Origin of the sequence: Streptomyces sp. 2P-4, from assembly GCF_030167965.1 — a bacterium.
GTDB lineage: Bacteria > Actinomycetota > Actinomycetes > Streptomycetales > Streptomycetaceae > Streptomyces > Streptomyces globosus_A.
Window position 1 is genome coordinate 2,434,744 of the sequence record NZ_CP095011.1, and the last position, 25,181, is coordinate 2,459,924.

Below are 25,181 nucleotides of genomic sequence, written 5' to 3' on the forward strand. Positions count from 1 at the left end.
GGCGTCGCCGAAGGCGGCCAGGCGGCCCTGGGCGGCGGCATCGTCACCGGAGTCGAGGACGGTGCTGGCTGTGTGTATGGCGGCGGGAGCGTCAAGCAGGTGCAGTTGGTCCTCGGGCACGCATCCGCCGTCATCACGCTGCGGATCTGCGCGCACCTGTGGCCCGGGGAAGAAAACCGCACCCGGGCCGGCACGGACGCCATGCTCGGCGGCCTGCGGACCGGGTGCGGACAGGTAGGTAGCCAGACCCGCGAAAGTGCAGGTCAGGCGACCTAGGCTGAGATCAAGCCTGCTTGGTCTCCCAGAAGATGCGGTCGATCTCGGCGATCAGGTCGAGGGCCTTCTGGCCGGTCGCCGGGTCGTTCGACGCCTTGGCGGCCGAGAGGGCCTTCAGGGTGTCGTTGACCAGGGTGTGCAGCTGCGGGTACTTCTCGAAGTGCGGGGGCTTGAAGTAGTCGCTCCACAGCACGGAGACGTGGTGCTTGGCGAGCTCGGCCCGCTGCTCCTTGATGGTGATGGCCCGGGCGCGGAAGTCGGCGTCCTCGTTGGCCTGGTACTTCTCCTGGACGGCCTTGACCGACTCGGCCTCGATGCGGGCCTGGGCCGGGTCGTAGACGCCGCACGGCAGGTCGCAGTGGGCGGAGACCTTCGCCTTGGCGGCGAAGAGGCGGGAAAGCATGGAGATACTCCTCCTCGTGATCGTCTTCTCAAGGGCGAGGTTACTCCGTGGGGAGGGGGATTTCGCGAGTGGCCCCGGAGGCTTGGGACAAAAGTCCGAGGGCGGCCGGGCAGCGGTGAGCGAACGTACGGCCCCGTGCGGCACCATGCCGTGGGGGGCCGCAGCGGGCGAGGAGGTCGGGCATGGCGGGCGGAAGGGGCACCCGGTTCGAGGTGCTGGAGGTGGCGGGGCCGTCGATGGTGCCGACGCTGCTGCACGGGGACCGGCTGGTCGTGCGGTACGGGGCCGCGGTCCGGCCGGGGGACGTGGTGGTGCTGCGCCACCCGTTCCAGCAGGACCTGCTGGTGGTGAAGCGGGCGGTGGAGCGGCGCCGGGGCGGCTGGTGGGTGCTCGGGGACAACCCGTACAACCAGACCGGGGACAGCACCGACTACGGGACGGTGCCCGAGGAGCTGGTGCTGGCGACGGCCGTGCTGCGCTTCCGGCCGCGCCCGGCGGATCAGAGCTCGCTGAGGGCCCGGCTGTCCTGGGCGGTGTCGGCGCTGCGGCCGCTGCGGGCGGATGCCTCGGCTTCGAGGCGCTTGCGGGCCCGGTAGGCGGCGACGTTCGCCCGGGTGGCGCAGCGGTCGGAGCAGTAGCGCCGGGACCGGTTGGTGGAGGTGTCGAGGTAGGCGTTGCGGCAGGGCGGGGCCTGGCAGAGGCCGAGCCGGTCGGGGCCGTGCTCGGTGAGGTGGAAGGCCAGGCCGAAGGAGGCGATGGCCGCGTAGCCGGCGGAGGCGTTCGAGGGGTGGTCGGCGAGGTGGATGTGCCAGTCGGGGCGGCCCTCGTCGTCGAGGTACTGGTGGCCGGAGACCTGGGGGCTGACGGGGAACTCCATCAGCAGCGAGTTCAGCAGGTCGACGGCGAGGACGTGGTCGCCGCCGTCCGCGGCCTCGAAGACGGCGCGCAGCCGGCCCCGGACGTTGCGGAAGCGCGTCACGTCGGTGTCGGTGACCCGGCGCGCCATCTGGACGCTCTCGCCGAAGAGGGCGCGGACGGCCTCGACCGAGGTCAGGGCGTCCTTGTTGCGGGCCGGCTCCTCGGTGTTGACCAGGCGCACGGCATAGTCCGAGTAATGGGCCAGTTCCACTTGTAGTCCTTACGGATGCGGATTAGGGTTGCGGATCAGAGTTCGCGGTAACAGCTGGTACTAATTCGAGGGTATTACGGAACGGGGCGGAGGGGTTCGCGATGGCAGAGGCTGAGGCCACCACCGACTGGCAGGCCTGGCAGGACAGCTGGGACCGGCAGCAGGAGTGGTACATGCCCGACCGCGAGGAGCGGTTCCGGGTGATGCTCGACATGCTGGAGGCTGTGGCGGGCCCCACCCCCAGGGTGCTGGATCTGGCGTGCGGTACGGGAAGTATTACGGACCGCGTCCTCAAGCGGTTCCCGGGAGCGGCGAGCACCGGCGTGGATCTGGACCCGGCGCTGCTGACGATCGCGCGGGGCCACTTCGCGGGCGATTCCCGGGTCTCCTTCGTCACCGCCGACCTGAAGGACCCGCAGTGGACCGCGGCGCTCCCCCACGGCCGCTACGACGCCGTCCTGACGGCCACGGCCCTGCACTGGCTGCACAGCCCGCAGCTGGCCGTCCTCTACCGGCAGCTGGCCCCGCTGCTGCCCGAGGGCGGCGTCTTCATGAACGCCGACCACATGCCCGACCCCTCCACCCCGCGGATCAACGCGGCCGAGCGCGCCCACCGGCACGCCGGCATGGACCGCGCCAAGGCGGCGGGCGTACCGGACTGGGCCGAGTGGTGGGCGCTGGCGGCCGCCGACCCGGTACTCGCCGAGCCGGTGAGGCGCCGCTTCGAGATCTACGGCGACCACGCCGACGGCGACACCCCGGACGCGGCCTGGCACGCGCGGGCGCTGCGCGAGGCGGGCTTCGCGGAGGCGCGGACGGTGTGGTGCTCGCCGTCCGACGCGATGGTCCTGGCACTGAAGTAGGACCTTCGCCGGAACATCGGAAGACCGGCGCCGCGCGCGCACGCGGGAGGGCGGCACGGTGACCGTGCCGCCCCTCCCGGATGACGGATGACCGTCCTGCGCTCGGCGCCGACCGCTCAGAGCACCTTGGACAGGAACGCCTTCGTCCGGTCGTGCTGCGGGTTGCCGAGGACGTCGCGCGGGTGGCCGGACTCGACCACGACGCCGCCGTCCATGAAGACGAGGTTGTCGCCGACCTCGCGGGCGAAGCCCATCTCGTGCGTGACCACGACCATGGTCATGCCCGACTCGGCCAGGTCCCGCATGACGTCGAGGACGTCGCCGACGAGCTCCGGGTCGAGCGCCGACGTCGGCTCGTCGAACAGCATCAGCTTCGGCTCCATCGCCAGCGCGCGGGCGATGGCCACGCGCTGCTGCTGGCCGCCGGAGAGCTGCGCGGGGTAGTTCCCGCCCTTGTCGCCGAGGCCGACGCGGTCGAGCAGCTTGATGGCGCGCTCGCGGGCCACCGCCTTGGACTCGCGCTTGACCATGACCGGCGCTTCCATGACGTTCTCGATGGCCGTCATGTGCGGGAAGAGGTTGAAGCGCTGGAAGACCATGCCGATGTCCCGGCGCTGGGCCGCGACCTCGCTGTCCTTCAGCTCGTAGAGCTTGTCGCCCTTCTGGCGGTAGCCGACGAGCTGGCCGTCGACGTACAGCTTGCCGCCGTTGACCTTCTCCAGGTGGTTGATGCACCGCAGGAAGGTCGACTTGCCGGAGCCGGAGGGCCCGATCAGGCAGAACACCTCACGCGGGGCGACCTCCAGGTCGATGCCCTTGAGGATGTGCGCGGCGCCGTAGGACTTGTGGACGCCCTCGGCCTTGACCATGGCAGTCGTCGTCATCAGGCCACCGCCTTCCGGTTCGAGAGGCGGGTGAGGTTCGCCTTGATCTTCTGCAGCGGCGTGGGCGGCAGGGAGCGCAGCGCACCGCGGGCGTAGTGCCGCTCAAGGTAGTACTGGCCGACCGAGAAGATGCTGGTCAGGGCCAGGTACCAGATCGACGCGACGAAGAACATCTCCATGACCGCGAACGACGTGGACGCGATGTCCTGGGCCGCGCGCAGCAGGTCGAAGTACTGCACGGCGACGACCAGCGACGAGGTCTTGAGCATGTTGATGAACTCGTTGCCCGTCGGCGGGACGATCACGCGCATGGCCTGCGGGAGGACGACGCGGCGCATGGTCTGCGTCCGGGTCATGCCGAGGGCGTGCGAGGCCTCGGTCTGGCCCTCGTCGACGGACTGGATGCCCGCGCGGACGATCTCCGCCATGTACGCGCCCTCGTTCAGGCCGAGGCCCAGCAGGGCGGCCAGGAACGGCGTCATGACCTGGGTCATCTCGTCCTTGTAGAACCCGAGGTTCAGGATCGGGAAGATCAGGGCGAGGTTGAACCAGATGAGGAGCTGGACGTACACGGGGGTGCCGCGGAAGAACCAGATGTAGAACCAGGCGATGGTGCTGGTCACGGGGTTCTTCGAGAGCCGCATGACGGCGAAGAGGACACCGAGGACCAGGCCCAGCGCCATGGAGGCGATGCTGATCCAGATGGTGTTGCCCAGGCCCCTGAGGATCGTGGGGTCGAACATCTTCTCGGGCACGGTGGCCCAGCGCACGTTGCCCTGGGAGAAGGCGTAGGCGAGGGCCGCGGCGAGCGCGATGACGACCACGGCGCTGATCCACCGGCCGTAGTGGCGCACCGGGATGGCGCGGATCGCCTCGGGGGGGACGGCCCCGGCCGGCGGGGTGTCCGCCGGGCCGGAGGCCTTGTCGAGCTTGTCAGTCACAGTGACTGCCCTTCAGTGGTGCAAGGAAGACGAAGTACGAGGGGAGTACTCCGCGTAGGTCACTGGCCGGCGTTGATCTTGGCTTCGGTCACGGCGCCGGAGCCGGCGTTCCACTTGTCGAGGGCGGCCTTGTAGGTGCCGTCCTTGATGATCGCGTCCAGCGCCTGCTGGAGGGCGTCGCGGAGCTCGGTGTTCTTCTTGTCGACGGCGATGCCGAAGAAGCCGGCGTCCGTCGGGTTGGCGATGGCCTCGAAGTCGTTGCCGCCGCCCGCGGTCTTCGCGATGTACGCGGCGACCGGCGAGTCGTTCAGGTCGGCGGCGGCGCCGCCGGCCTTGACGCGGGTCTGGGCCTCGGCGTCGGTCGGGAAGGACTCGATGGAGAGCTCGCCCTTGCCGTCCTTCTTGCACTTCTCGGCCTGGTCCTTGGCGGACTGCTCGTAGGTGGTGCCGCGCTGGACGGCCACCTTCTTGCCGCACAGGTCGTCGAGGGTCTTGATGCCCTCCGGGTTGCCCTTCTTGACCAGGATGCCGGTGGAGGCCTGGAAGTAGTCGACGAAGTCGACGCCCGCACCGGTCTTGTTGCCCTTGTCGTCCAGGCCTTCCTGGCGGGCCTTGGTGTCGGTCAGCGAGGACATGACCACGTCGCTGCGGCCGGTCTGCATGCTGCCGATCAGGGTGTCGAACGTGCCGGACTCGAACTTGAACTCCACGCCGAGCTGCTTGGCCATGGCCGCGGCGATGTCGGGGTCCACACCGACGATCTTGCCGCCCTCGGTGAACTCCATCGGGGCGTAGGTGGCGTCGGTGCCGACCTTGATGACGCCGGCGTCCTGGATCTTCTTCGGCAGCTTGGAGAACAGCGGCGCGCTGCTGTTGGCCGCCTGGCCCGACGGCGTCGACGAGCCCTTGTCGGTCTGGTCGCCGCAACCGGTGAGGATCAGGGCGCCGGAGACCGCGATCGCTGCGACCGCGGCGATCCGGGACCGGGCGGCGGTCGTACGACGGGTGGTGCTTGCGGTCATGAGCAGGTTCCTCCGGCTGAGCAGGGAAAAACAAGCGAGGACGGGTCGGGCACGCACCTTCGAGTGTCGCGACCTCGTGCGGTTACGGCATCTTGCCATTCGGACTGACGCATTCAGGCAGTTCGTCAGGTCAAAATCGGATAACGGGTGCCCCGAAGTGCCCCCCATGACTGCGGAGCGGGCGCCCATGCGCCGAAGGAACCGCTGTGACCTGGCCTTTTTGACGGATTATTTACGGAGCGTCTCGGCCGTTGGACCGAGCTCTTTGGACCTTTCGCCGAAAACCGGACAAGAGGCATCCAGTCCAGCCGGAATCGACTCGTCTGGGTGAGTGTTCTTCGGGTACAACGGATCCTTACACCCCTCATCCGGGGCTCAGGGCGCGCGTGCGGCGCGCCCCGCGCGTTCGAACCTCCCCTCCGCGGAGGCGGGCCAACCGCCGATGCGGAGTACGGACGCGGTGCCCGCCCACCCCTTAACCAGGAGTGGCCAACCCTCAATGATTCAAAGACTTAAGGGGTCTAGAACAGTGGCAGCGGAGATCGTCAATCCTCGCAGCGACAGCGTTACGGACAACAACCCGGACGCGGTGTTCGCACTGCACCGGGGCGGCAAGATGGCCGTTCAGGCCACGGTGCCGGTCCAGAACAAGGACGACCTGTCCCTCGCCTACACGCCCGGCGTGGCGAAGGTCTGCACCGCGATCGCGGAGCAGCCCGAGCTGGTGAACGAGTACACCTGGAAGTCCAACGTGGTCGCGGTCGTCACCGACGGCACGGCCGTGCTCGGACTCGGTGACATCGGGCCCGAGGCCTCCCTTCCGGTGATGGAAGGCAAGGCCATCCTCTTCAAGCAGTTCGGCGGTGTCGACGCGGTCCCGATCGCGCTCGCCACCAAGGACACGGACGAGATCGTCGAGACCGTGGTCCGGCTCGCCCCCTCCTTCGGCGGGGTGAACCTGGAGGACATCTCCGCGCCCCGCTGCTTCGAGATCGAGCGCCGCCTCCAGGAGGCCCTCGACATCCCGATCTTCCACGACGACCAGCACGGCACGGCCATCGTGACGCTGGCCGCCCTGCGCAACGCCGCGAAGCTCACCGGGCGCACGCTCGGCGACCTGCGCGCCGTGATCTCGGGCTCCGGCGCGGCGGGCATCGCCATCGCCAAGATCCTCGTGGACGCCGGCATCGGCGACGTGTGCGTCACCGACCGCAAGGGCGTGGTCTCCGCGGACCGCGCGGACCTGACGGACGTGAAGGCGGAGATCGCCGGCCTGACGAACAGGACCGGCCTGACCGGGTCGCTGGAGCAGGCCCTCGCCGGCGCGGACGTCTTCATCGGAGTCTCGGGCGGCACCGTGGCCGAGGAGGCCGTCGCCTCGATGGCGAAGGACTCCTTCGTCTTCGCCATGGCCAACCCGAACCCCGAGGTCCACCCGGAGGTCGCGCACAAGTACGCGGCCGTCGTGGCGACGGGCCGCTCGGACTTCCCGAACCAGATCAACAACGTGCTGGCGTTCCCCGGCATCTTCGCGGGCGCCCTCAAGGTCCGCGCCGCACGGATCACCGAGGGCATGAAGATCGCCGCCGCCGACGCCATCGCGGGCGTCGTGGGCGACGAGCTCGCCGCCGACTACGTGATCCCGTCGCCGTTCGACGAGCGCGTCGCCGAGGCCGTCGCGGCCGCGGTGGCCGCCGCCGCCAAGGCCGACGGGGTGGCCCGCCTGGGCTGACCGCCGCACCGTGCGTGGAGGGCCCGGCCGGATGCGTTCCGGCCGGGCCCTCCACGTGTGCGCCCGCCCGCGGCACGCACCCTCCCCGCCCCCGAACGGGGAGGGGCCGCACCGCGTCGGCGAGTCGTTCGAGGTACCGCTGCGCGGGCCTCGGACATCCCGGAGCAAGCACGCCCGAAATGACAGGCTCATGACGAGTCCGGCCGCGCCGGGCTGAATACTACCGGCCGAAATGACGCGGTCCTGTCATTCCGCTTAGCGTCCGGAATCCGTCAAGACCACAGGTACAGACCGTAGTTGGGCATGCGACAGACAGTTCCGTTCCGGCGCAGGCGCCCTCTGTCCGAAGGACGCCGCCACTCCCCCGAACGGTTCCCGCCCCGGCCGTACGCGTCCCCCCGGCGGCCGCGGCGGCCGCCGGCCCGTACCCGCCGCCGGTGCGACGAAGGCCTCACCCGCGATGTGCCGACAGGTCTGGCACCGCCGCCTACCGGGCGGTAGCGTCGCGGCATGTTCGCTGCCTATGCCGCCCGTATCGACCGTGACCAGCCGCTGAGCGGCCTCGAACTGGGCGAGCGCCCGGCTCCGGCGGCCCGCCCCGGCTGGGTGACCGTGAACGTCAAGGCCGCCTCCCTCAACCACCACGACCTCTGGTCGCTGCGCGGGGTCGGCCTCGGCGAGGACAAGCTCCCGATGATCCTCGGCTGCGACGCCGCCGGCATCGACCAGGACGGCAACGAGGTCGTCCTGCACTCGGTGATCGGCCAGAGCGGCCACGGCGTCGGCCCGGACGAGCCCCGCTCGATCCTGACGGAGCGCTACCAGGGCACGTTCGCCGAGCAGGTGTCGGTCCCCGCCTGGAACGTGCTGCGCAAGCCCGCCGAGCTCTCCTTCGAGGAGGCCGCCTGCCTGCCCACGGCCTGGCTGACGGCGTACCGGATGCTCTTCACCAACGCGGGCGTCCGGCCGGGCGACTCGGTCCTGGTGCAGGGGGCCGGCGGCGGCGTCGCGACCGCCGCCATCGCGCTGGGCAAGGCCGCCGGGCTCCGGGTGTACGCGACCAGCCGGGACGAGGCCAAGCGCAAGCGGGCCGTGGAGCTCGGCGCCGCGGACGCGTTCGAACCGGGCGCCCGCCTGCCGCACCGGGTGGACGCGGTCATCGAGACGGTCGGCGCGGCCACCTGGTCCCACTCGGTCAAGTCGCTGCGCCCCGGCGGCACCCTCGTCATCTCCGGCGCCACGAGCGGGGACCGCCCCGCACACGCGGAGCTCACCCGGATCTTCTTCCTGGAGCTCAAGGTGGTCGGCTCGACGATGGGCTCGAAGGACGAGCTGGAGGACCTGCTGTCGTTCTGCGCGGCGACGGGGCTGCGGCCCGTGATCGACGAGGTGCTGCCGCTGGACCGGGCCCGCGAGGGCTTCGAGAAGCTGGCCGCCGGCGACCTGTTCGGCAAGGTCGTCCTGACCGTCTAGGGGGTCTTGCGAAAGTCCTGTGCGGTGCCCGCGGTGTCCGGTGCGTGCTCTCGGCGTACCGGGCGGAACCTCTCGTACCGGGCGTACCCGGGGCTTCGGCCGGTGCGGCGGGAGTGCGTGCCGGGCGCCGTGGGCGCCGTGCGGGACCCTCGCAACACCCCCTGGCCCGGAACGGCGGCGCTCCCCGCCGCCCCGCCCGCCGGTGCGGCGGAGGGGGCGGGGGCAGGCCGGCGTCAGCGGGCGGGCCTGAGCGCCGCCGCGATGCGGGCGGCCGCCGCCGCCAGGTGGGCGTGCGCCTCCTCCAGCTGGGCGGCGGTGACGCCGTGGTCGCGGGCGGCGTCGCGGACGCCGTCGCGGAAGCGGTCCAGCAGCCGGTCCAGGTCGCGTGCCGGGTCGCCGGTGCGCGGCACGTCGGCCGCCCAGCCGGCGGCCTCCGGAGCGGGTGCGCCCCCAGCGGCCGTACGGGGGGCCTCGCCCGCCCGGGCCGCCCCCGCGGCGGCCCCGCCCCAGCCACCGGCCCCGGCGGCACCGCCCGCGCCGCCGCCGAGCCAGCTGCCGGCCAGGCTGCCCAGCATCCCGCCGGACTTCGCGAGCTGCTCCTGGAGCTGCGCCGCGAGCCGGGCGACCTCCTCGCGGGCCCGCTCCTGCGCCTCCCTGGCCTGGCGGCGCGCCTGCTGCGCCTCCTCGCGGGCGCGGCGGCTCTCGTCCTTGGCGCGGCGGGCCTGCTCCTTCCACTCCTGGCGGGCCCGGCGCATCTCCTCCTTTGCGGCCTTCCAGGACTCGTCCTCGACGCGGGTCTGCGTCGCGGAGGCCTCGGCCAGCATCTCCCGGCGCAGCGCGCCGGCCGCGCCGCGCACGTCGTCGCGGATCTCCGCGGCCAGCTCGGAGACCGACTCGCGGATCTCCAGCTCCAGGTCGGCGAGCTCGCCGCCCCGGCCGGCCAGCTCGGCGCGCCCGGCGTCGGTGATGGAGTACACCTTCCGCCCGCCCTCGGTGGCGTGCGTGACGAGGCCCTCGGCCTCCAGCTTGGCCAGGCGCGGGTAGACGGTGCCCGCGGAGGGGGCGTACAGGCCCTGGAAGCGCTCCTCCAGCAGGCGGATCACCTCGTAGCCGTGGCGCGGCGCCTCGTCCAGCAGCTTGAGCAGGTAGAGGCGGAGTCGGCCGTGGGCGAAGACGGGCGGCATGTCAGAGCACCTTCTTGTCGAGCGCGAGGGGGGCGGCCGGCGCGTCCCCGGCCGGGCGGCGCAGCAGGGCGATGGAGCCGGAGACGGTGGTGGCGCGCAGGCTTCCGCTGCCCGCTCCCAGCTTCCCGGTGATGCGCTTGGCGCCCATCTGGCCGGATACGTGGAGCTCCTCGAAGCCGTTGGAGATGCCGCCGGTGGCGGTGTTGGCCTCGACGCGGGCGTCCGCGGGGTGCGGCAGGCGGACCGCGACCTGCCCGGAGACGGAGTTGAGCGCGACGTCGATGCTGCCGGCGGGGTCCAGGTCGATCAGCATGTCGCCGCTGACCGAGTCGGCCCGTACGCGCCCGGCGGCGCCGTCGACCACGGTGAGGCCGCCGGAGACGGTGCGGAAGCCGAGCTCGCCGGTGACGGACTGGGCCTCCACGCTCCCGGAGACGGTGTGCGCCTTGACCGCGCCGGAGAGCCGGACCAGCGTCAGGTCGCCGGAGACGGTGTTGGCGTCCACGCCCCCGGTGATGCCGGAGACGACGGCGCCCGCGCCGAGCGCGACGACGCGGACCCGGGTGCCGGCCGGGACGGTGAGCGTGGCGGTGGCGCTGCGCTCCCAGGCCTTGCGGCCCTCGGCGGGGCCGGACCAGGCCTTCCACGGCTTGCTCTCGAACCACTCGCGCAGGCCCTGGGCCCCGTTCCAGGGCAGGTCCTCGTAGGAGACGGTGAGGATGCCGTCCTCCTGGACGACGTACAGGGGCGGGCCGTCGACCGCGGCGACTTCCAGGCGGGCCGGGCCCTCGTCGGCGACGACGTTGACCGTTCCGCCGGCGATGCGGACCCGCAGCTCGGCCACCGGGGCGTCGAAGGCGATCTTCTGCGGCTCCCCCACCGACCACGTCTTCTGCTCTGCCATGGTGCTGGCCCTCCTCGGCACATACGACGGCACGCAACATATCGCGTCTTCTTTCCAACACGATATATCGCGGCTTGTCGAAGTCAAGGGCGGCCGCGCGGGAGCGGGCATGGAGAGGGCGCGGCGAGGGACGGCCCGGGAGGCGGCCGGGAGGCGGCCGGGCAGGGGGCCGGGCGGCGGACCGGCGGAGAAGCGGGGGGGGGCGCGGCCGCGGCTACGAGGCGGCGAGCAGCGGGCTCGCGTGGCGGCGCAGCCAGGCCCGGTACGCGGGTGAGGTGTGGGCCGCCTCCAGGTAGGCGGCGCGGAGGTCCTCGAAGGCCTCGGGGTGTTCGCCCGGCCGCGTCGCCAGCAGCAGGCGCACGGCGAGCGGGTCCCCGGCCAGCGGGCGGATGGCCATGTCGGCGCGGGGCCCGGAGGTGGGCTGGCAGGGGGCGACGGCCTCGCCGGAGACGATCAGCGAGGAGGCGGTGTGGTAGTCGGCGTGCAGCACGGGCGGGTCGAGGCCGGCGGCGGCGAACACCCGGCGCAGGCCGTCCCATTCGCCGTCGACGGAGGGGTCGACGGTCCACCGGTCGCCGGCCAGGTCCTGCAGGTCGACCACGCCCCGGCGGGCCGCGGGATGGTCCGGGGACATCGAGACGAACTGCGGCTCCCGCTCCACGAGGACCCGTAACTCCAGCCCCGGCGGGACCCGCAGCGGGCTGCCCTCCACCTCGTGCACGAACGCGACGTCCAGCTGGCCCGAAGCGACCATCCGCAGCAGGGCGTTGGGCGAGACGTCGACGAACAGGGAGGTCTCGGTGTCGGGCCACCGGCGGTGCAGCCGGCGCAGCCACCCCGGCAGGGCGCGGCTGGCGGTGGAGCCGAGGCGGAGCCGCGGGCCGCTCGCCATCGCGCGGGCCTCGGCGACGAGGGCGGCCATCCCGTCGAGCAGGGGGCGGGCGCGGCCGAGGACGCTGCGCCCGAAGGGGGTGGGCCGGCAGCCGGTGCGCTCGCGCAGGAACAGCTCGCCGTCCAGGGCGCGTTCGATGCGGCGCAGCTGGGTGGTCAGGGAGGGCTGGCTCACACCGAGCTGCCGGGCGGCCTTGTGCAGGCTGCCGGCGTCGGCGATGGCGCAGAGCGCGCGCAGGTGCCTCACCTCGAGCTCCATGGACCGAGGGTAGGTCGGCCGCGGCGCACTTCACCAGCCACTGATACCCCCTCGAATCCCGCCATTCTCACGGAAGTCGACTCGCCGAAACCTTGCGATAGGACGGTGCTATCGGGGGCTGACATCATCCGCGGGCCCCGCATGCTCCCGCAGACTCCGGTACCGAACAACCCACCCCCCACCGGATTTCGAGTAGGAGCACCCCACATGCGCCACTCCCGCATATCCCGCAAGACCCTGCTGGCAGCCGCCGCCGGCCTCGGCCTCGCCACCGCGCTCGGCGTCGTCCCCAGCGCGGGCGCCGCCCCCGTCCCCGCCGGCAGCGCCGCGACGTACGCCGCCTACGAGCGCTCGCAGGAGAACCAGGCCGCCACCAAGGCCTTCTTCGAGGCCGTGCAGCGCTCGGTGGCCGAGCAGCGGGCCGCGAACCCCGGCGCCGCCGTGGTCACGGTCACGTACAACACCCGCTACGCGCCGAGCTTCCGCACCCAGATCGCCCGCTCCACGCAGATCTGGAACAGCTCGGTGACGAACGTCCGCCTCCAAGAGGTCTCCTCCGGCGGCAGCTTCTCCTACCGCGAGGGCAACGACCCGCGCGGCTCGTACGCGAGCACGGACGGGCACGGCCGCGGCTACATCTTCCTCGACTACCGGCAGAACCAGCAGTACAACTCCACGCGCGTGACCTCGCACGAGACGGGCCACGTGCTGGGGCTGCCCGACCACTACTCGGGCCCCTGCTCCGAGCTGATGTCGGGCGGCGGCCCCGGCACCTCCTGCACCAACGCGACCCCGAACAGCGCCGAGCGGGCCCGGGTGAACCAGCTGTGGGCCAACGGCTTCGCGGCGTCCGGCCTGGACGCCAAGGGCTGAGCCTCCCCCTGCACAGGGCGCGGTGAACACGGGCCCCGCCCCCGGAATCGTCCGGGGGCGGGGCCCCGCGCGCTCCGTGCTGCGTGCGCCGCGTACAGCCCCGGCGTCAGGCGCCAGGCTCGGCGACCGGGTGGGGCTTGCGCCACATCGGCCACATCAGTGGCCCGTCCGGCAGGCTCACCGCCTCGCCCGTGAACTCCCAGCCGAGCCGCTCGTACAGCCGCCGGCTGCGCTCGCTGCTCGCCTCCAGGTACGCGGGCACGCCCTCCCGGTCGCACCGCTCCAGCACCGGCCGCATCAGGGCGGTGCCCAGGCCCTCGCCCTGCCGGTCCGGGGAGACCGCGATCATCAGCAGGTACTCGTGCTCCTCGGACGTCGGGTGCACGGCGCCGGTCAGCCGGCCGACCAGCTCGCACCGCTCGTTGTCCGGGTCGGCGACGGCGCGCATCAGGGCCGGCACGTCGCCTTCGGGCCCGCCGTCCTCGGGGGCGCCCGCCGGGACGCGCAGCCACAGTGCGGCGGCGGACCCGTCGGCCGCGTAGTCGATCCGCCCCTCGGCGAGGGCGACGTCCACGAAGACGCCGAGGAACTTCCCGTGCACGGCGGCCCGGTGCGCGGCGTCGGGGAAGACCCAGCAGCTCACCGGGTCGTCGCGGAAGGCCTCGTCGAGCAGCCGCGCCACCGCGTCGCGGTCCGTCCCGTCCGCCTGCCGTATCTCCAGAACCACTGGGCACACCCTTCAGCCGCGTATCGACAAACGCAAGCGATCCTAGAGTTGGGCCCCCACGCCGGAAAGCCCTGTTCCGGCACCATGCAGTGCCGGAACAGGGCTTGCGCCCGCCCGCTCAGCGGGTACGGCGCGTGACGAACTCCGCCAGCGCCAGCAGCCCTCCCGCCGCCCCCAGGTCGGGAACGGCCCGCGACAGCTGCTGCACCGCCCGGCCCATCCGGTCGGCGGCATGGGCCTGCGCCCAGTCCCGCCCGCCGGCCCGCTCCACCGCGTCGGCGGCGCGGCGTACGTCCTCCCCCTCCATCGGGCCCGCGTACAGGGCGGCGAGCTCCTCGCCCGCCTCGGTGCCCGAGGTCAGGGCGGCCACGACGGGGAGGGACTTCTTGCGGGCGAGCAGGTCGGCGCCGGCGGGCTTGCCGGTGTGCCCGGGGTCGCCCCAGATGCCGATCAGGTCGTCGATCAGCTGGAAGGCCAGTCCGGCCTCGCGGCCGAAGGCGTTCATCGCCTCGACCTCGTCCTCCCCGGCGCCCGCGTACAGGGCGCCGAGCGCGCAGGAGCAGCCGAGCAGGGCCCCGGTCTTGGCCGTCGCCATGACCAGGCACTCCTCCAGCGGGACCTGCGGCCGCTGCTCGAAGGCGCAGTCGGCCTGCTGCCCGGCGCACAGCTCGACGATGCAGGCCGCGAGGCGGGCAGCGGCCGCCGCGGAGGCGGGGTGCGGGTCCTCCGCGAGCAGCCGCAGGGCGAGCGCCATCATCGCGTCGCCGGTGATGATCGCGTCCGCGGTCCCGAACACCGTCCAGGCCGTCGGCCGTCCGCGGCGCGTGGCGTCCCGGTCGATGACGTCGTCGTGCAGCAGCGTGAAGTTGTGGGCCAGTTCGACGGCGACCGCCGCGCGGACCGCCGCGTCGGACGCGTCGGCCGCGGCCGCGCCGTCCGGCCCGGCGAGGGCACGCGCCGCGGCGAGCACCAGGGCCGGCCGGATGGCCTTGCCCGCACCGCCCGCCGCCGCGGTGCCGTCCGCGGCCTCCCAGCCGAAGTGGTACATCGCCACGCGCCGCATCGAGCCGGGCAGGCTCCCGACCGCGCGGCGCAGCAGCGGGTCGACCGCGCCCCTCGCCTGCTCCAGCAGGGCCGCGGCCTCCTGCCCCTCGCCGGCCGCGACCGCCTCAGTGGTGCCCATGGGTGCCCCCCTCCCCGGTACTCGCCGCCACGCCGCTCAGGCGCGGCGGGCGATCTCGACGTTCTCCAGGACGCCGAGCGCGTCCGGCACGAGCACCGCCGCGGAGAAGTAGGCCGTGACCAGGTACGAGATGATCGCCTGCTCGCTGATGCCCATGAAGCGCACGGACGTGCTCGGCTCGATCTCGTCCGGGATGCCCGGCTGGTGCAGGCCGACGACGCCGGACTCCTCCTCGCCGGTGCGCATGCACAGGATGGACGTGGTGCGGGCGTCGCTGATCGGGATCTTGTTGCAGGGGAAGATCGGCACGCCGCGCCAGGTCATCACGCGGGTCCCCTCGACGTCGACCGTGTCCGGGTACAGGCCGCGCCTGTTGCACTCGCGGCCGAAGGCGGCGATGGCCTCGGGGTGGGCGAGGAAGAGCCGGGAGCCGCGCCGCATGCTGAGCAGCCGGTCCATGTCGTCGGGGGTGGGCGCGCCGCCGTACGGCTGGATGCGCTGGTCGTACTCGGCGTTGTGGAGCAGCCCGAACTCCGGGTTGTTGACCATCTCGTGCTCCTGGCGCTCGCGCAGCGCCTCGACCGTCAGCCGCAGCTGCTGCTCGGTCTGGTTCATCGGGTGGTTGTAGAGGTCGGCGACGCGGGTGTGGACCCGCAGGACCGTCTGCGCGAGGGACAGCTCGTACTCGCGGGGGCGGGCCTCGTAGTCGACGAACGTGCCGGGCAGGGTGGGCTCGCCGCGGTGGCCGGCGGAGAGGTCGATGGCGGCCTCGCCGTAGTCGTTGGTGTGCCGGCCGGGCGCGGAGCGTACGGCGTCCACGTGCGCGCGGAGGGAGTCGGCGCGGTCGGCGAGCATCCGGAAGTCCTGGGCGGACAGGACGAGCGCGGTGCCGGAGGTGACGGCGCGGGCCGTGTACTCCCAGATCGCGTCGTCGTCGACGAGGCAGTCGTCGCCGAAGTAGGCGCCGTCGGCGACGGTCCGCAGGACCGCGTCCTCGCCGTACGGGCCGGGGCCGATCTGCTCGACGCGGCCGTGGGCGAGCAGGAAGACCCGGTCGGCGGCGCTGCCGAAGGAGGTCAGCTCCTGCCCGGCCTCGAAGTCGACCTGGCGGCACCGCTGGGCGAGCTCGGCCAGGACGTCCTCGTCCTCGTACGTGCGCAGCAGAGGGAGCTCGGCGAGCTCGGCGGGGATGACCTCGACCCGGGACCCGGTCTTGACGAACTCCACGCGCCCGTCGCCCACCGAGTAGCTCAGGCGGCGGTTGACCCGGTAGGTGCCGCCCTGCACGGACACCCAGGGGAGCATCTTCAGGAGCCACCGGGAGGTGATCTCCTGCATCTGCGGCACGGACTTGGTCGTGGTTGCCAAGTTCCGCGCGGCCGACGGGGCGAGACTCCGCTGGGGAGTCGCGGCCTCGGTTCCGGAACCCGCCTGCACCGACATGTGCTTCCTCTCGCTCACTCCACGGATCTGCGGCAGAAGCCTTTCAGCACACACGGTGGTGGGACCATTACACAAAAGAGTGGGACTACTCCGTCGGAGTGGCGGGCACCCTCTCCGGTTCACCTCGGCGCCCCGCGGGCCGGTGTGAAATTTGCATGACGGATGCCAGTTTTCCTAGGGTGCGGGCATGCGCCTGACCCGATTCACGGACCTGGCCCTGCGCGTCCTGATGCGCCTGGCCGTCGCCGAGGGGGACCTGCCCACCACGCGCGACGTCGCGGCGGTGATGGAGGTCCCGTACACCCACACCGCCAAGGTCGTCGCACGGCTGCGCCGCCTCGGCCTGGTCGAGGCGCGCCGCGGCCGCGGCGGCGGCCTGGCGCTGACCGCGGCCGGCCGGGCCGCCTCGGTGGGCGGCGTGGTCCGCGAACTGGAGGGCGCCGGCGACGTCGTGGACTGCGACGGCGAGACCCCCTGCCCGCTGCGCGGCGCGTGCGTCCTGCGGGGCGCCCTGCGCCGGGCGCAGGAGGCGTTCTTCGCCGCCCTGGACCCGCTGACGGTGGAGGAGATGGTCGCGGCACCGACAGGCCCGCTGCTGCTCGGCATCTCGGGCCGCGGCGGACCGGCGGACGGCGGGCCCCCGGGAGGGCGGGCCGAAGGTCCCTGACCCCCGGGCCGGACGGCCGCTTCGCACCGGCCCCGCACGCCGTAAAACTTGCATCCGAAATACCCATTACCCGTAGCCACCAGGCGCACCACCGCACGCACGCGAGGAGTACCGATGCTGTCCGAGAAGTCGGCCGAGACCGTCCGCGCCACCCTGCCCGCCGTGGGAGCGGCCGTCGGCGACATCGCGGAGCTCTTCTACACGAAGCTCTTCGCGGCCCACCCCGAGCTGCTGCGCGACCTGTTCAACCGCGGCAACCAGGCCGCCGGCGTGCAGAAGCAGGCCCTCGCCGGCTCCATAGCCGCCTTCGCGGGCCACCTCCTCGCCCACCCGGGCACCCGCCCGGACGCGATGCTGAGCCGCATCGCGCACAAGCACGCCTCGCTGGGCGTCACCCGCGAGCAGTACCCCGTCGTCCACAAGCACCTCTTCGAGGCGATCGCCGAGATCCTCGGCGACGCCGTCACCCCGGAGGTCGCCGAGGCCTGGGACGAGGTGTACTGGCTGATGGCGAACGCCCTGTGCGCCATCGAGGAGCGGCTCTACGCCGAACAGCAGGTCGCCGCCGGCGACGTCTGGCGCCCCTGGCAGGTCACCGCCCGCATCGAGGAGACCGCGGACTGCGCCACCTTCCACCTCGCCCCCGCCGACGGTTCCCCCGTCCCCGCCGCCAAGCCCGGCCAGTACGTCTCCGTGCAGGTCGAACTCCCCGACGGGGCCCGCCAGATCCGCCAGTACAGCCTGACGGGCGCCCCCGGCTCGCCGACCCGCGCCATCACCGTGAAGCGGATCCGCGGCGCGGCCGCCGCCGGCCCCGACGGCGAGGTCTCCAACCACCTCCACGACCGGGTCACCGTCGGCGACGTCCTGCGCGTCTCGCCCCCGTACGGCGACCTCGTCCTGCAGGACTCCGACGCGCCCGTGCTGCTCGCGTCGGCCGGGATCGGCTGCACCCCGATGCTGTCGATGCTGGAGCACCTCGCGGAGAGCGGCCGCACGGCGCCCGTCACCGTCCTGCACGCCGACCGCTCCCCCTCGGACCACGCACTGCGCTCCGACCACCGCGCCCTCGCGTTGAAGCTGACCGACGCCACGGCCCGCTTCTGGTACGAGGCCGGCGCCGAACCCGGCGACGCCGAGGGCCGCATGGACCTGGCGGACGTCGAGGTCGCCCCGGGCACGACCGCCTACCTGTGCGGGCCGCTGCCCTTCATGCGGGCCGTACGGGAGCAGCTCCTGGCCAAGGGCGTGCCGGCCGCGGACATCCACTACGAGGTCTTCGGCCCCGACATGTGGCTGGCCTCGGCGTAACGGCACGCGACGCGTGGGGCGTGCGGGCCGGCCGGTACGGGGCCGCCCTGTCCGAATCGGCTCGCACGCCGTACGAATGCCCTAGCCACGCAAGGACCCCCTCCCCTACACCGTAGGGAACGGGGTCGCCACGCATGGTGACCGCAACGCACCGCAAAGGAGGCGGTCCATGGCCGCACCCATGTCCGCGGACCGGTTCATCGACGCACTGCGCAACGAGGGCCTGACCATCGTCGAGGTCGGCGCCTGGCGCACCCACAACCGCAACCACAAGGGCCCGTGGGGCCCCGTACACGGAGTGATGGTCCACCACACCGTCACGCGCGGCACGGCGTACACCGTGCAACTCTGCCGCGACGGCCATGCGGCCCTCCCCGGGCCGCTCTGCCACGGCGTGATCACCAAGGACGGCCGCGTCCACCTCGTCGGCTACGGCCGCGCCAACCACGCCGGGTCGGGCGACCGGGACGTCCTCGCGGCGGTGATCGCCGAGAGGCGGCTGCCGCCGGACAACGAGCGCGACACCGACGGCAACCGCCACTTCTACGGCTTCGAGTGCGAGAACCTCGGCGACGGCCGGGATCCCTGGCCGGCCGTCCAGCTCGACGCGATGGCCCGCGCGGCGGCCGCGGTCTGCCGCGTCCACGGCTGGACGGAACGCTCGGTGATCGGCCACCTGGAATGGCAGCCGGGCAAACCGGACCCCCGCGGCTTCACGATGAACTGGTTCCGCACCCGCGTGGCCGCACACCTGAACTGACCCACCCGTACCGGGGCGGCCCCCGACAAGGCCCGCGGGCCGCCCACCCCGAGGCACCTCAGCCCCCACAATGGACGGGTGAACCGCCCCGCGAACCTTGACGTGCTCTTGCAGCCCCGCCCGCCGTCCCCGTTGCAGGAGGTCCGTGACGAGCGGTTCGAGCGGTGCGGGGTGCGGCTGCTGCTCAAGCGGGACGACCTCGTGCATCCCGAGCTGCCCGGGAACAAGTGGCGCAAGCTCGCGCCGAACCTGCGGGCCGCCGTGGCGGGCGGGTACCGGGAGCTGGCGACCTTCGGCGGGGCCTACTCCAACCACCTGCGGGCCACTGCCGCCGCCGGGCGGCTGCTCGGGCTCGGCACCGTCGGCGTCGTCCGCGGCGACGAGCTCGCCGGGCGGCCCCTCAACGACTCCCTCGCCCGCTGCGCGGCCGACGGGATGCGCCTGCACTTCGTGTCGCGGTCCGACTACCGGCGCAAGGCCGAGCCCGCGGTGCTCGCCCGGCTGCTGGAGGACGCCGGGGCGGGCTCCGCGTACGCCGTGCCCGAGGGCGGCAGCAACGCCCTGGCCCTCGAAGGCTGCGCCGCGCTGGGCCGGGAGCTGCGGGGCGTGTCCGAAACCGTCGCCGTCGCCTGCGGGACCGGCGGCACCCTCGCCGGGCTGGCGGCCGGACTGGCGCCGGGTCAGCGCGCCCTCGGGGTGCCGGTGCTGGCCGGCGGGTTCCTCGGCGGCGGGATACGTTCCCTCCAGCAGCAGGCCTTCGGCGGCCCCGCCGGGGACTGGAGCCTCGCCGAGGGCTTCGACCACGGCGGCTACGCGCGCGTGCCCGCCGCCCTGGAGGCGTTCGCCTCCGGCTTCGAGGAGCGGCACGGCGTCCCCGTCGAGCGGATCTACGTCGCCAAGCTGCTGTGGGCGCTGGCCGAGCTGGCGGAGCGCGGCGGGTTCCCGCGGGGCAGCGCCGTCACGGCCGTCGTCACCGGCCGGCCCTGAGCGCCCGGGCCGCGCGGCCCCCGCCGCGCCGCCCCGGCGTCAGCCCGTCTCCTCGCGGTAGGCCGCCGCCTCCTCCAGGTCCAGGCGGCGCAGCAGGCCGCGCAGCATCTCGTCGTCGATGCGCCGTTCGTCCCGGAGCGCGACGAACACCTCCCGCTCGGCGGCGATCATCTCCCGCGCGAGCCGCCGGTAGACGCCGTCGGCGGACTCCCCGGTCAGCGGGTTCACCTCGCCGAGCCGCTCCCACACCGCGTTGCGGCGCCGTTCCAGCACCGTGCGCAGCCGCTCCGCGAGCGGCGGCGGCAGTGCGTTGCGCGGTTCGGCGAGCAGTTCGGCGAGCCGCTCCTCCGCCGCCGCCGAGGCCTCGCTCTGGGCCTGCGCCTCCGCCAGCGTCTGCGCCTTGGCGTCGGGGGCCGGCAGCCGCAGCAGCCGGATCAGCGGCGGCAGCGTCAGGCCCTGCACGACCAGGGTCGCGATGACCGTCGTGAAGGTGAGGAACAGGATGAGGCTGCGGTGCGGCACGTCCATCGGCACGGAGAAGGCGATCGCCAGCGACACCACCCCGCGCATGCCGGCCCAGGCCACCACGAAGGCACCCTTCCAGGTGGTGTCCGCCTCGCGCGCCCGGATCCGCGCCGACAGCCGCAGCGGCAGGAACGTCGCCGGGAACACCCACACGAACCGGGAGACGGCCACGGCGGCGAACACCGCCAGGGCGTACCAGGCCGCGGCCGCGCCCTCGTACTCCCCGAGCCCCTCCAGGACCACCGGCAGCTGGAGGCCGATCAGCGCGAAGACCACGGACTCCAGGACGAAGGCGACGACCTTCCACACCGCCTCCTCCTGGAGCCGCGTCGCGAAGTCCACCTGCCAGTTCCGGTGCCCGAGGTACAGGGCGACGACGACCACGGCGAGGACGCCCGAGGCGTGCACCCGCTCCGCGGCGGCGTACGCCACGAACGGGATCAGCAGCGCCAGGGTGTTCTTCAGCAGCGGGTCCCGCAGCCGCAGCCGCAGGTGGTGGATCGGCACCATCAGCAGCAGGCCGACGCCGACCCCGCCCACCGACGCGAGCAGGAACTCCGCGATCCCGCCGGCCCAGCCGGCGCTCGTGCCGACGGCCGCCGCGAGCGCGACCCGGTACGCGGTGATGGCGGTGGCGTCGTTGACCAGGGATTCCCCCTGGAGGATGGTCGTGATGCGGTGGGGCAGGCCGAGCCGCCGGGCGATCGCGGTCGCCGCGACCGCGTCGGGCGGCGCGACGACCGCGCCCAGCACCAGCGCCACCGGCAGGGGCAGCCCCGGCACGAGCAGGTACGCCGCGTACCCGACGGCCAGCGTCGCGAAGAGCACGTAGCCGACGGACAGCAGGGCGACGGGCCGCGCGTTCGCCCGCAGGTCCAGGTACGAGCTGTCCACGGCGGCCGTGTGCAGCAGCGGGGGCAGCAGCAGCGGGAGCACGACGTGCGGGTCCAGCTCGTACGCGGGCACCCCGGGCACGTACGAGGCCGCCAGCCCGGCGGCGACGAGCAGCAGCGGGGCCGGCACCGGCGTCCGGCGGGCCGCACCGGCCACCGCCGCGCTGCACGCCACCAGTGCCACCAGCGGCCATACCTGCATCGGCAGCTCCACCTCGCTCGTCGCGCCCGCGGCCGCGGGCTCCTGCCGCGGCGCCCGCCCGTCAGTACGCTGGCCATCATGAGCGAGTGCACCCACGTTCCCGGACTGCCGCGCCCCGAGCCCGCCCCGGCCGCCCTGACGTGCCCCGAGTGCGCGGCGCTGGGCAGCCACCCGGTGCAGCTGCGGATGTGCCTGGCGTGCGGGTACGTCGCCTGCTGCGACTCATCGCCGCACCGGCACGCCTCGGCGCACTACCGGGCCACCGGCCATCCGGTGGTGCGGAGCTTCGAACCGGGCGAGACGTGGCGGTGGTGTTTCGTGGACGGTTCGATCGTCTGAGCAGCGGGTAGGTCAACCCTCCGCCGGCTCCCCCGATTTGAGCTCGCAGACCCCTAGCCACTGTGCGTACCCGTGGGCATACCATCAGTCACCGCACGTAGGCGCGGGTGTCGCGGACGGGTGTGATGAGGGGTGCCGCGACACGATCGACCGGATCGCGGTAGCGTCACCGGCGAACAGAGCTCGTACCACCTTGGAGGTGAGGGTGTCCCAGATCGCAGGCGAGCCCGGGACCCAGGACTTCGTGGAAGTCCGGCTGCCCGCTGCGGGTGCCTACCTGTCGGTGCTCCGAACGGCCACGGCCGGCCTCGCGGCACGTTTGGACTTCACCCTCGACGAGATCGAGGACCTCCGCATCGCGGTGGACGAGGCCTGCGCGATCCTGCTCCAGCAGGCCGTGCCCGGCTCCGTCCTCAGCTGCGTGTTCCGGCTGGTCGACGACTCGCTGGAGGTGACCGTGGCGGCGCCGACGACCGACGGCCGGGCGCCCGAGCGCGACACGTTCGCGTGGACCGTCCTGTCGGCGCTCGCCGGCAAGGTCGAGTCCGCGGTCGAGGAGGACAACACGGTGAGCATCAGCCTCTACAAACAGCGCGGCGCGGGTCCAGGGCCGGCGTGAGCGGCGGGGAGATCCCGGTGCGGGGCGGGGATCGGCCCCGGGCACGGCACGAGGTCGACGGCGGCATCCCGGAACAGCAGCACGCCCGGCCGCACCCGGCTGACGCGGATGCGGACCACGGCTTTTTGGACTCGGCGGAGCGACGGGCGGGCCCCATGAGCGAGAACCAGCACCAAGAACCACAGGCGGCGCGGCCACCCGCGGCCCGTGAACCGGACCTCGGCCCGGAGCCCGCGGCCCTCCCCGGCGCGCACGCCGGCGAGGAGGCCGCGGCGGGCGCGGCCGCGGAGCTCCCGGTGACCCCGGTGAGCCCGCCGCCCCTGCCCGATTCCCGCGACCGCAGCGGCGCCCGCGCCCTGTTCGTCGAGCTGCGGGCGCTGCCCGACGGCTCGCCGGAGAAGGCCGAGCTGCGCAACCGGCTCGTACGGATGCACCTGCCGCTGGTGGAGCACCTGGCCCGGCGGTTCCGCAACCGCGGGGAGCCGCTGGACGACCTCACCCAGGTCGCGACGATCGGCCTGATCAAGTCGGTGGACCGGTTCGACCCGGACCGCGGGGTGGAGTTCTCCACGTACGCGACGCCGACCGTGGTCGGGGAGATCAAGCGGCACTTCCGGGACAAGGGCTGGGCGGTCCGGGTCCCGCGCCGGCTCCAGGAGCTGCGGCTGTCGCTGACGACGGCCACGGCCGAGCTGTCGCAGCAGCACGGCCGCTCCCCCACCGTCCACGAGCTGGCCGAGCGGCTCGGGATCTCGGAGGAGGAGGTGCTGGAGGGGCTGGAATCGGCCAATGCGTACAGCACGCTGTCGTTGGACGTCCCCGACACCGACGACGAGTCGCCGGCGGTGGCGGACACCCTGGGCGCGGAGGACGAGGCGCTGGAGGGCGTCGAGTACCGCGAGTCGCTCAAGCCGCTGCTGGAGGGGCTGCCGCCGCGGGAGAAGCGGATCCTGCTGCTGCGGTTCTTCGGCAACATGACCCAGTCGCAGATCGCGCAGGAGGTCGGCATCTCCCAGATGCACGTCTCCCGCCTGCTGGCCCGCACGCTGGCCCAGCTGCGGGAGAAGCTGCTGGTCGAGGAGTAGGCGGGCGGGCCGGAGGGCCGGCCCGCCCCGCGCGCCCGCGGCTACTGCGGCGCTTCGCCGATGCCGAGCGCCCTGGTGGCGGTCGGGTTCACCAGCAGGGCGACGACCGCGACGGCGGCCGCGGCCAGCGCCGCCGCGGCGGCTGTCATCGCGCCGCCCGTGGTGTGGAGGGTCCAGGCGACGGGCAGCGCCATCAGCTGGGTGATCAGGGCGGGTCCGCGGCTCCAGCGGCGGCCCAGGCGCAGTCCGCGGGCGGCGGCCAGCGGCAGCGCCGCCAGGGCGATCAGGGTGAGCCCGCCGGTCTCCGCCTGCTGCGCGGAGTCGACGTCGCCGGCGACGCCGACGAAGAGCAGGTAGACGCCGAGCCCGGCGAGCGCCAGGCCTTCGAGCGCGGTGAGCGCGGCGGCGGCGGTGAGCCGGCCGGGCAGCGGGGCGGCGGGCCGGTCGGTGGCGGGGGTGGGCTTGGTACTCACCCCAGCAGGGTAGCCGCGCGCCCGGCCCCCGGGAGGGGACGGGCCGTATGGGCCGCGTGTGGACGGGTCGGTAGGCTGGCGTCCATGCGTGCACTCCTCGTGGCCAACCCAGCAGCGACGACCACCAGTGCGCGCACGCGCGACGTCCTGATCCACGCCCTGGCCAGCGAGATGAAGCTGGAGGCGGTGACGACGGAGTACCGGGGGCACGCCCGGGACCTCGGGCGGCGGGCGGCGGAGAACGGCGTCGACCTGGTGGTGGCCCTCGGCGGCGACGGCACCGTCAACGAGGTGGTCAACGGGATCCTCCACGACGGGCCCGACCCGGACGCGCTGCCCCGGCTGGCGGTGGTTCCCGGCGGGTCGACGAACGTGTTCGCCCGGGCGCTCGGGCTGCCGAACGACGCGGTCGAGGCGACGGGCGCCCTGCTGGACGCGCTGCGCGAGCGCCGCGAGCGGACGGTCGGCCTGGGTTTCGCGGCAGGCGTCCCGGGCACGGAGGACGAGTCGGTCCCGGCGCGCTGGTTCACCTTCTGCGCGGGCTTCGGCTTCGACGCGGGCGTCGTGGGGCGGGTCGAACAGCAGCGCGAGCGCGGCAAGCGGTCGACGCACGCCCTCTACGTGCGGCAGCTCCTGCGGCAGTTCTGGGAGGAGCCCAACCGCCGGCGCGGGACGGTGACGCTGGAGCGTCCGGGCGCGGATCCCGTGCACGGCCTGGTGCTGTCGATAGTCTGCAACACCTCCCCCTGGACGTACCTGGGGAACCGGCCCCTGTACGCCTCCCCGGAGGCGTCGTTCGACACCGCACTTGACGTACTGGCCCTCAGCCGTTTGTCAACTTCGGCCGTCGCGCGGTACGCCACACAGCTCCTGACCTCGACTCCTGAGCGCGGCCCGCAGGGCAAGCACGCCGTGTCCCTGCACGATCTGACGGCGTTCACCTTGCATTCGAAGGTTCCCCTTCCGTTCCAGATGGACGGAGACCACCTCGGCTTGCGCACCAGCGTTCAGTTCACAGGCGTACGCCGTGCACTGCGTGTGATTGTGTGAGTGGAAGGCCCCAAAGTCCTTTCACTCGAACGTTTACGCGCCAGTCCACCCTCAAGATGTAGGGCTGTGACCTAGTAGACACC

Annotated in this window: 26 protein-coding genes and 1 pseudogene; 14 read left to right on the forward strand and 13 right to left on the reverse strand. The window is 73.1% G+C overall.

What is annotated here, in order from left to right; genetic code table 11:
* Positions 1–72 precede the first annotated feature (72 nt).
* A pseudogene (locus MUK52_RS33155) lies at positions 73–276 on the forward strand (tyrosine-type recombinase/integrase); the annotation flags it as partial.
* A gap of 7 nt (positions 277–283) precedes the next feature.
* Here the strand turns inward: MUK52_RS33155 and sodN are convergent.
* Positions 284–679: a superoxide dismutase, Ni gene (sodN, locus tag MUK52_RS10125; protein ID WP_114054133.1), complete on the reverse strand. Its 396-nt coding sequence runs from the start codon at positions 677–679 to the stop codon at positions 284–286.
* A 182-nt stretch (positions 680–861) separates the two neighbouring features.
* Here sodN and sodX point away from each other — a divergent pair, with 182 nt between their 5' ends.
* Entirely contained in the window at positions 862–1,275 is a 414-nt protein-coding gene (gene sodX / locus MUK52_RS10130; protein ID WP_114054132.1) for a nickel-type superoxide dismutase maturation protease, read from the forward strand.
* Here sodX and MUK52_RS10135 read toward each other — a convergent pair.
* The gene (locus MUK52_RS10135) at positions 1,179–1,808 is read right to left on the reverse strand and encodes a CGNR zinc finger domain-containing protein (protein WP_114054131.1); all 630 of its coding nucleotides are present in this window, start codon (positions 1,806–1,808) and stop codon (positions 1,179–1,181) included. The genes sodX and MUK52_RS10135 overlap by 97 nt on opposite strands.
* A gap of 101 nt (positions 1,809–1,909) precedes the next feature.
* On the opposite strand from MUK52_RS10135, the gene MUK52_RS10140 reads away from it, so the two are divergent.
* The gene (locus tag MUK52_RS10140; RefSeq protein WP_284575682.1) at positions 1,910–2,671 is read left to right on the forward strand and encodes a methyltransferase domain-containing protein; all 762 of its coding nucleotides are present in this window, start codon (positions 1,910–1,912) and stop codon (positions 2,669–2,671) included.
* Positions 2,672–2,787: 116 nt separating this feature from the next.
* On the opposite strand, the gene MUK52_RS10145 is transcribed toward MUK52_RS10140, so the two are convergent.
* The 3 genes from MUK52_RS10145 to MUK52_RS10155 are packed head-to-tail and all read right to left on the reverse strand — an operon-like array spanning position 2,788 to position 5,518.
* The gene (locus MUK52_RS10145; RefSeq protein ID WP_284575683.1) at positions 2,788–3,555 is read right to left on the reverse strand and encodes an amino acid ABC transporter ATP-binding protein; all 768 of its coding nucleotides are present in this window, start codon (positions 3,553–3,555) and stop codon (positions 2,788–2,790) included.
* The gene (locus MUK52_RS10150) at positions 3,555–4,496 is read right to left on the reverse strand and encodes an amino acid ABC transporter permease (RefSeq protein ID WP_114054128.1); all 942 of its coding nucleotides are present in this window, start codon (positions 4,494–4,496) and stop codon (positions 3,555–3,557) included. The genes MUK52_RS10145 and MUK52_RS10150 overlap by 1 nt, the downstream gene beginning before the upstream one ends.
* 59 nt (positions 4,497–4,555) lie before the next feature.
* Positions 4,556–5,518 (reverse strand): ABC transporter substrate-binding protein, encoded by a 963-nt coding sequence (locus MUK52_RS10155; protein WP_114054127.1) that lies wholly within the window; start codon positions 5,516–5,518, stop codon positions 4,556–4,558.
* A 529-nt stretch (positions 5,519–6,047) separates the two neighbouring features.
* Here MUK52_RS10155 and MUK52_RS10160 point away from each other — a divergent pair.
* Positions 6,048–7,250 carry an NAD(P)-dependent malic enzyme gene (locus MUK52_RS10160; protein WP_114054126.1) on the forward strand — a complete coding sequence of 401 codons (1,203 nt, stop codon included), beginning with the start codon at positions 6,048–6,050 and terminating at the stop codon, positions 7,248–7,250.
* A gap of 510 nt (positions 7,251–7,760) precedes the next feature.
* Complete coding sequence (locus tag MUK52_RS10165; RefSeq protein ID WP_114054125.1) at positions 7,761–8,723, forward strand: zinc-binding dehydrogenase; 963 nt, start codon at positions 7,761–7,763, stop codon at positions 8,721–8,723.
* 233 nt (positions 8,724–8,956) lie between these two features.
* On the opposite strand, the gene MUK52_RS10170 is transcribed toward MUK52_RS10165, so the two are convergent.
* The 3 genes from MUK52_RS10170 to MUK52_RS10180 form a co-directional block, all read right to left on the reverse strand.
* Positions 8,957–9,907, reverse strand: a complete 951-nt coding sequence (locus MUK52_RS10170; RefSeq protein ID WP_284575684.1) for a PadR family transcriptional regulator — start codon at positions 9,905–9,907, stop codon at positions 8,957–8,959.
* Position 9,908: 1 nt separating this feature from the next.
* Positions 9,909–10,811: a DUF4097 family beta strand repeat-containing protein gene (locus tag MUK52_RS10175; RefSeq protein WP_114054123.1), complete on the reverse strand. Its 903-nt coding sequence runs from the start codon at positions 10,809–10,811 to the stop codon at positions 9,909–9,911.
* 214 nt (positions 10,812–11,025) lie between these two features.
* The gene (locus MUK52_RS10180; RefSeq protein ID WP_114054122.1) at positions 11,026–11,961 is read right to left on the reverse strand and encodes a LysR family transcriptional regulator; all 936 of its coding nucleotides are present in this window, start codon (positions 11,959–11,961) and stop codon (positions 11,026–11,028) included.
* A gap of 207 nt (positions 11,962–12,168) precedes the next feature.
* Here MUK52_RS10180 and snpA point away from each other — a divergent pair, with 207 nt between their 5' ends.
* Complete coding sequence (gene snpA, locus MUK52_RS10185; protein WP_114054121.1) at positions 12,169–12,834, forward strand: snapalysin; 666 nt, start codon at positions 12,169–12,171, stop codon at positions 12,832–12,834.
* A 106-nt stretch (positions 12,835–12,940) separates the two neighbouring features.
* On the opposite strand, the gene MUK52_RS10190 is transcribed toward snpA, so the two are convergent.
* The 3 genes from MUK52_RS10190 to MUK52_RS10200 all read right to left on the reverse strand — a co-directional run bounded on the left by MUK52_RS10190 (position 12,941) and on the right by MUK52_RS10200 (position 16,187).
* A complete protein-coding gene (locus MUK52_RS10190) occupies positions 12,941–13,561 on the reverse strand; it encodes a GNAT family N-acetyltransferase (protein WP_114054120.1) in 621 nt (206 codons plus the stop codon).
* A gap of 118 nt (positions 13,562–13,679) precedes the next feature.
* A complete protein-coding gene (locus MUK52_RS10195) occupies positions 13,680–14,744 on the reverse strand; it encodes a family 2 encapsulin nanocompartment cargo protein polyprenyl transferase (RefSeq protein ID WP_114054119.1) in 1,065 nt (354 codons plus the stop codon).
* A 36-nt stretch (positions 14,745–14,780) separates the two neighbouring features.
* Positions 14,781–16,187 (reverse strand): family 2B encapsulin nanocompartment shell protein, encoded by a 1,407-nt coding sequence (locus MUK52_RS10200; protein WP_114054118.1) that lies wholly within the window; start codon positions 16,185–16,187, stop codon positions 14,781–14,783.
* A 187-nt stretch (positions 16,188–16,374) separates the two neighbouring features.
* Between MUK52_RS10200 and MUK52_RS10205 the strand changes: the two genes are divergently transcribed.
* From MUK52_RS10205 to MUK52_RS10220, 4 genes are all read left to right on the forward strand, one after another.
* Positions 16,375–16,854 carry an RrF2 family transcriptional regulator gene (locus MUK52_RS10205; RefSeq protein WP_114054117.1) on the forward strand — a complete coding sequence of 160 codons (480 nt, stop codon included), beginning with the start codon at positions 16,375–16,377 and terminating at the stop codon, positions 16,852–16,854.
* 114 nt (positions 16,855–16,968) lie between these two features.
* Positions 16,969–18,165 (forward strand): globin domain-containing protein, encoded by a 1,197-nt coding sequence (locus MUK52_RS10210; protein WP_284575685.1) that lies wholly within the window; start codon positions 16,969–16,971, stop codon positions 18,163–18,165.
* 169 nt (positions 18,166–18,334) lie between these two features.
* Entirely contained in the window at positions 18,335–18,925 is a 591-nt protein-coding gene (locus MUK52_RS10215; RefSeq protein WP_114054115.1) for a peptidoglycan recognition protein family protein, read from the forward strand.
* A 78-nt stretch (positions 18,926–19,003) separates the two neighbouring features.
* The gene (locus MUK52_RS10220; RefSeq protein ID WP_284575686.1) at positions 19,004–19,912 is read left to right on the forward strand and encodes a 1-aminocyclopropane-1-carboxylate deaminase/D-cysteine desulfhydrase; all 909 of its coding nucleotides are present in this window, start codon (positions 19,004–19,006) and stop codon (positions 19,910–19,912) included.
* A gap of 39 nt (positions 19,913–19,951) precedes the next feature.
* Here the strand turns inward: MUK52_RS10220 and MUK52_RS10225 are convergent, their stop codons facing one another.
* Positions 19,952–21,532 carry a Na+/H+ antiporter gene (locus MUK52_RS10225; protein WP_284575687.1) on the reverse strand — a complete coding sequence of 527 codons (1,581 nt, stop codon included), beginning with the start codon at positions 21,530–21,532 and terminating at the stop codon, positions 19,952–19,954.
* A 78-nt stretch (positions 21,533–21,610) separates the two neighbouring features.
* On the opposite strand from MUK52_RS10225, the gene MUK52_RS10230 reads away from it, so the two are divergent.
* The 3 genes from MUK52_RS10230 to MUK52_RS10240 all read left to right on the forward strand — a co-directional run bounded on the left by MUK52_RS10230 (position 21,611) and on the right by MUK52_RS10240 (position 23,575).
* Positions 21,611–21,871: a UBP-type zinc finger domain-containing protein gene (locus MUK52_RS10230; RefSeq protein WP_284575688.1), complete on the forward strand. Its 261-nt coding sequence runs from the start codon at positions 21,611–21,613 to the stop codon at positions 21,869–21,871.
* Positions 21,872–22,076: 205 nt separating this feature from the next.
* Complete coding sequence (locus MUK52_RS10235; RefSeq protein ID WP_114054104.1) at positions 22,077–22,490, forward strand: ATP-binding protein; 414 nt, start codon at positions 22,077–22,079, stop codon at positions 22,488–22,490.
* Entirely contained in the window at positions 22,487–23,575 is a 1,089-nt protein-coding gene (locus MUK52_RS10240; protein ID WP_284575689.1) for an RNA polymerase sigma factor SigF, read from the forward strand. Before MUK52_RS10235 ends, MUK52_RS10240 begins: the two co-directional genes overlap by 4 nt.
* 41 nt (positions 23,576–23,616) lie before the next feature.
* Here the strand turns inward: MUK52_RS10240 and MUK52_RS10245 are convergent, their stop codons facing one another.
* Positions 23,617–24,048, reverse strand: coding sequence for a hypothetical protein (locus MUK52_RS10245; RefSeq protein WP_114054102.1), 432 nt, complete (start codon positions 24,046–24,048; stop codon positions 23,617–23,619).
* Between the two features lie 84 nt (positions 24,049–24,132).
* On the opposite strand from MUK52_RS10245, the gene MUK52_RS10250 reads away from it, so the two are divergent.
* Positions 24,133–25,098, forward strand: coding sequence for a diacylglycerol/lipid kinase family protein (locus MUK52_RS10250; protein ID WP_114054101.1), 966 nt, complete (start codon positions 24,133–24,135; stop codon positions 25,096–25,098).
* The last annotated feature ends 83 nt before the right edge of the window (positions 25,099–25,181 follow it).

Bases quoted from the DNA above. Each gene is read 5' to 3' on its own strand.
- MUK52_RS10210 (WP_284575685.1), top strand. From the start codon at position 16,969: ATGCTGTCCGAGAAGTCGGCCGAGACCGTCCGCGCCACCCTGCCCGCC.
- MUK52_RS10140 (WP_284575682.1), top strand. From the start codon at position 1,910: ATGGCAGAGGCTGAGGCCACCACCGACTGGCAGGCCTGGCAGGACAGC.
- snpA (WP_114054121.1), top strand. From the start codon at position 12,169: ATGCGCCACTCCCGCATATCCCGCAAGACCCTGCTGGCAGCCGCCGCC.
- MUK52_RS10230 (WP_284575688.1), top strand. From the start codon at position 21,611: ATGAGCGAGTGCACCCACGTTCCCGGACTGCCGCGCCCCGAGCCCGCC.
- MUK52_RS10145 (WP_284575683.1), bottom strand. From the start codon at position 3,555: ATGACGACGACTGCCATGGTCAAGGCCGAGGGCGTCCACAAGTCCTAC.
- MUK52_RS10195 (WP_114054119.1), bottom strand. From the start codon at position 14,744: ATGGGCACCACTGAGGCGGTCGCGGCCGGCGAGGGGCAGGAGGCCGCG.
- sodX (WP_114054132.1), top strand. From the start codon at position 862: ATGGCGGGCGGAAGGGGCACCCGGTTCGAGGTGCTGGAGGTGGCGGGG.
- MUK52_RS10205 (WP_114054117.1), top strand. From the start codon at position 16,375: ATGCGCCTGACCCGATTCACGGACCTGGCCCTGCGCGTCCTGATGCGC.
- MUK52_RS10250 (WP_114054101.1), top strand. From the start codon at position 24,133: ATGCGTGCACTCCTCGTGGCCAACCCAGCAGCGACGACCACCAGTGCG.
- sodN (WP_114054133.1), bottom strand. From the start codon at position 679: ATGCTTTCCCGCCTCTTCGCCGCCAAGGCGAAGGTCTCCGCCCACTGC.
- MUK52_RS10155 (WP_114054127.1), bottom strand. From the start codon at position 5,518: ATGACCGCAAGCACCACCCGTCGTACGACCGCCGCCCGGTCCCGGATC.
- MUK52_RS10200 (WP_114054118.1), bottom strand. From the start codon at position 16,187: ATGTCGGTGCAGGCGGGTTCCGGAACCGAGGCCGCGACTCCCCAGCGG.
- MUK52_RS10170 (WP_284575684.1), bottom strand. From the start codon at position 9,907: ATGCCGCCCGTCTTCGCCCACGGCCGACTCCGCCTCTACCTGCTCAAG.
- MUK52_RS10175 (WP_114054123.1), bottom strand. From the start codon at position 10,811: ATGGCAGAGCAGAAGACGTGGTCGGTGGGGGAGCCGCAGAAGATCGCC.
- MUK52_RS10215 (WP_114054115.1), top strand. From the start codon at position 18,335: ATGGCCGCACCCATGTCCGCGGACCGGTTCATCGACGCACTGCGCAAC.
- MUK52_RS10225 (WP_284575687.1), bottom strand. From the start codon at position 21,532: ATGCAGGTATGGCCGCTGGTGGCACTGGTGGCGTGCAGCGCGGCGGTG.
- MUK52_RS10180 (WP_114054122.1), bottom strand. From the start codon at position 11,961: ATGGAGCTCGAGGTGAGGCACCTGCGCGCGCTCTGCGCCATCGCCGAC.
- MUK52_RS10165 (WP_114054125.1), top strand. From the start codon at position 7,761: ATGTTCGCTGCCTATGCCGCCCGTATCGACCGTGACCAGCCGCTGAGC.